Annotated in this window: 3 protein-coding genes; 2 read left to right on the top strand and 1 reads right to left on the bottom strand. The window is 73.6% G+C overall.

The window, feature by feature from the left end; translation table 11 throughout:
* A partial coding sequence (locus BFF77_RS31815; RefSeq protein WP_141698605.1) for a DMT family transporter occupies positions 1-723 on the top strand: 723 nt, incomplete at its 5' end.
* 102 nt (positions 724-825) lie between these two features.
* On the opposite strand, the gene BFF77_RS31810 is transcribed toward BFF77_RS31815, so the two are convergent.
* A complete protein-coding gene (locus tag BFF77_RS31810; protein ID WP_066956989.1) occupies positions 826-3,711 on the bottom strand; it encodes a helix-turn-helix transcriptional regulator in 2,886 nt (961 codons plus the stop codon).
* Positions 3,712-3,928: 217 nt separating this feature from the next.
* Between BFF77_RS31810 and BFF77_RS31805 the strand changes: the two genes are divergently transcribed.
* A partial coding sequence (locus tag BFF77_RS31805) for an ATP-binding protein (RefSeq protein ID WP_141698604.1) occupies positions 3,929-4,516 on the top strand: 588 nt, incomplete at its 3' end.

Here is a 4,516-nt window from a genome sequence, read left to right as displayed (position 1 = left end):
GCGGCCGCGGCCGCCGGCCTCGACATCAAGTCGGGCGGTACGGCGCTGTTGGGCGACCTGCTCGCCCTTGCCGGGGCCCTCGCCCAGGCCGGGTACACCGCGCTCAGCGAACGGTCGCGCGCGGATGTGAGCACTCCGCTGTATTCGACGTTCACTTCGCTGGTCTGCGGTCTGGAACTCCTCGTGGTCTGCTGGCTGGCCGACATACCGCTGACGGGCTTCGACAGGGCCACCCAGTGGTCACTGCTCGGGCTGCTTGTCCTTCCTCAGCTTCTGGGGCTCGGCGCGATGAACTTCGCCCTCGGCAGGACGTCGGCGACGACCATGAGCATCCTGCTCCTGCTGGAGACGCCCGTGGCCGCGCTCGCCGCGTGGTGGCTGATGGGGCAGGACATCGAGCCCGCGACCATCCCTGGGCTCCTGCTGATCATCGTCGGCGTCACCATCGTGCTGATGAGCGGCAGTGAGGAGCGGGCCGCGCAGCCGCGCGGCGCACGGCTCGCGGACATACCGCCGTACCCGGCACATGCTCCGTACATGCCCCACGCGGTGCCCACACCGGGGCATGCGGCGTACCGTGACGATGCCCAACGCGACCCCAGGGTGGACTGGGCCGGACACCGCGACAGCCCGACGGTCAGATTCACCTACCACGGCGCGGGAGCCTTCGACACGATGCGCCTGCGTGTGCCGCGCATCGCCGAGGACGAGCCTGAGCACTGACCGTGTCGCCGGGGCAGCGGCGGACCGGCCGAGCCCGATCGGTCCAGCGTCCGCGAAACCGCGTACCCCGCCTGCCGGTTGGCCGCCCGCGCCGACCGCGACTCAGCCGGCCGGGGGCGCCGTCCCATTCCCGCCGTGCCGGTGTGGCCCGGCACCGGGCACCAGACCCCGCTGGGCCAGGCTGCCGTCCAGCCAGGCCGCGGCCAGCTCCGCCCGGGAACGGCACCCGGTCCGCCGGAACAGCCGGGTGAGCCGCTGCTCCACCGTCTTCTCGCTGCACGCCAGCCGGGCGGCGATCTGCCGGTTGGTGGACCCATCGCTCACCATGTCGATCAGCCGTGCGTCGCGCTCGCCCGGCCCTTCCCGGGCCGTACGGCGTCTGGGCAGCGAAACGTTCCGCTGACGCGCCGACGCGCCGAGCCGACTGCGGACGGGCCGCCCCATGCCCAGTTCGTGCCCGTTCCGCGTCGCCTCGGCCAGCCATCGTCGGGGGTCCTCGCCGACTTCCACCAAACACCCGCAGCAGTCCACCAGCAGAGGCACATCGACCCGCTGCCGCACCAGCCGGTAGGCGGCCAGCGCGTCGGCCGCGTCGCCGTGCACCATGCCGCGTCCGAGGAGCACCGCCTCGCGCGTCATGGGCGAGGCCGACTCCTCGTGCAGTGTCTCCATTTCCTCCATGGCCCGGTGCGTCGCCTCTGGTCCGTCTCCCTCACGTGTGATCGACAGGATCCGCAGCAACAACCTGTCGACGCCCGCGAGCAGTCCGTCCTCACGCGCCCGCCGCACGTCGTCCCAGGCCTCTTCCAGAGCCCCGTCGCCCTGCCCCGACCAGTACCGGACGCCCAGTCGCGCCCGGGACACCAGCGGATGGCTGACGGAGTCCGGGATGAGGTCCAGCCATTCCCTGGCGCGTACGAACTCCCCGCGCACCAGCTGGATTTCGGCTGCCAGCGCACGAGCCAGCTGTCCGGCGCGGGCATCGCCGTCGGTCCAGGCACGCGTCTCGATCCGGCGGGCGCCCGACAGCGCGTTCTCCCAGTGCCCTGCCAGGTAGTCGCGCACCATGGCGTGGTACTGGACGGCGGTACTCCGCCCCGTCCCGGCGTACCGCTCACCGAGCACGGCCTCAAGAGCGCCGGCCAGGTCCCCGTACGCGGCGGCGTTCCGTAACCGGTCCAGGGCCGCCCCGTCCGGGGCATCGCGCAGCGGACCCCGCCGGGCACGATCGAACTCGGCGCCGCCGCCCACGGCTGCCGCCAGCAGCGCCACTTCCGCAGGCGACGGAACCGGCCCGGAGCCGGACTCCCGGCCGGCGTCCGGGACGCGGTCGACCGGCGGCCCCGGCCGGAGCGCCGTCGGTGTGACCGTGCCGATCCCGTACAGTCCGCCGAGTCCCGCCAGCGCGGCGGCGGCGGGCAGCCGTCCGAGTGCCGCGGCGTACCGGGCGGTGACGTCGCGCGGGCCCGGGGAGGTGTCGGTGCCTGGGGACCGGTGCTCGTGCAGCGCCGAGAAAGCCCATGCCCGGGTGACCCATTCCAGACCGCCCCGGTCTCCGCCGTGCGGCCCGTCGAGGCAGGCGAGCAGCGGCTCGCCGAGCGCGAGTACGCCGATGTGGTCTGCGTGCCGCAGGCTCAGGGCCGCAGACTCGCGCAGCACACCGACGGTTGCGGTGTCGTGCGGCGGCAGGTGCCGCAACGCCGAGTGGTAGGCGCGCACCCGGCGGGAGCTGTCGAGCTTCGTGTTCGTACGGGCCGCAGCCAGCAGCAGCGGCGCCGCGAGCGTGGCGTCGAGCGCCGGGCCGGCCGCCGCCGCGTGGTCGGCCAGCCGGGGGTGGGCTGCGCCCGCGGCGGCGGCGCCCAGCCGATCGATCACCGAACTGGTGATCATGACGTGCAGCGACCGTAGGTCCGGACGGGCGTGCAGCGTCATCAGCGCCGCCGCGAGTGCCGGGACGGCGAACGCCGTCCCGCCGTCCCGGTCGACGGTCACCACCCGGTCCCTGACCAGGCCGTCCAGTGCGCGGCCGACAGCTTCGGGCAGCCCGCCCAGTGACCTGACCCGGTGCAGGTCGTCCAGCCGCAGTTCGGCTTGCTCGATCAGACGGGCGAGCGCGGCGGCCGTCCCGACCGTGCCGGCGTCGGGCGCCCCGTCGGGCCAGCCGAGCCTGCCCAGCTCCGTGACGTCCGCGGTGAGGCGCAGCCGGCTGTCGGGCACGGTCAGGCATGTCCGGCCGTCGAGTTCGAGCAGACCGTCGCCGTCCTCCAGCGGGGCGAGCACCGACAGCACGGCCGCCGGGCTGCCCGCCAGCGGACCCAGCGAACGCAGCACCGCCGTCACCAGACCGGGCTCGACGGGGCCGCCCAGTCGCCGCACGATCAGCTCGCCGACCTCGGCCGGCGACAGCGGCGGCAGCTCGACCACACGGTCCGCCGCCACGGGCAGCTGCGCGTCACCGACCCGTCCCGGGCCCGTCGGCCGGCCGGCCATCACCACCGGTACACCCGCCGGACGGAACACTCGCAGCAGCAGCCCCAGGGCGGAGGCCGTCCGGTCCGGTATCCGATGGATGTCGTCGACGATCAGGGCGAACGGGGCGTACTGAGCCGCGTCCGCCAGCACCTCGCCCAGGGCGGAGAGCAGAGCCAACTCGCCGCCACGGCCGACGGACCGGGACCGTGCCCGGCGCACCATGGCGATACGGACCGGGAGACGACTGTCCTGGATCTTGGCGAGGACTCCGCAGACGGCATCCGCGAGGGCGGCCGTACCGTCCGGCCCCCGCGCGCCTTCCCAGCCGAGCCGCAGGACCTTGGCACCCTCTTCGGCCGCCGCCCGGCGCACCTCGTCCAGCACGGCGGTTTTACCGGTTCCGGCCCCGCCGGTGAGCAGCAGGGTTCGCGCCGCGGCACCGGTGGAACGCAACACCTCGGCCACCACAGCGACTTCGCCGTGCCGACCGACAAGAGGTGAACGGTACTCCCGCACGACGACTCCTCGTTTGCCTGCATTCCCCACGTCGGACGACAAGACCTCGATGAGACGGCGGGTTTGCGTGAACTTCCCGAACAAGCCACCATCCCTTGGGCCGCATTGGTCGTGACCGAGGACCCTGGACCGGGCCCGTCCGCCGAGCCCGCCGACCGGTTGGCCGGAAGCGGGCGCCCACCGGGTACACGCGTCGATCAAGGATACGGTGGAGTCAGTGACTGCTCCGAGAGACACCGAGCTGGTCTTCGGCGGCACGTCCGCTCGTTTCCACGGCACGGGTGAGTGTCTGCTCGGCCGCGAGAGCGAGTCGGACGAGATCGACGACAGGCTCCACGATCCGGCCGGGCCGCGCCTGGTGCTCGTCCTGGGGGAACGAGGTGTCGGACGCAGCGCGTTCACGCACGCCGCCGCCGGGCGGCTGCGTGCCGAAGGGGTCGCGGTGCTGCCAGTGGCCTGCGTTCCCGATGACGTGGAGCGTCCTCTGCTCCTGGCACTGCGGCTGGTCAAGGCTCTGGAGGAGCACCGGCTCGCCGGGGCGAGGCGTCGGCCGGCACACCGGACGGCGGCGGCTGCCCTGTCCGCGGTGAAGGAAGGCGACAGCGCGGCGATGGCTGAGGCGCTCGCCGCCGCTCTCGCACAGCCGGCGCCCGCGGTCGTGGTCGTCGACGACGCTCAGCACGCCGACGCCGAATCCCTCGCCCTGCTCGGCGGTGTCGACTTCGAGCGGGTTCCGCCCGGCATCCGGCTGCTGGTCACGGCGGTCCGGCACACCGGGGCGGACGATATGTACCGGCCCGCCCGG

It is taken from the genome of Streptomyces lushanensis, from assembly GCF_001700515.1.
Classification (GTDB): domain Bacteria; phylum Actinomycetota; class Actinomycetes; order Streptomycetales; family Streptomycetaceae; genus Streptomyces; species Streptomyces lushanensis.
This window is presented reverse-complemented; position numbering and strand designations above follow the sequence as displayed.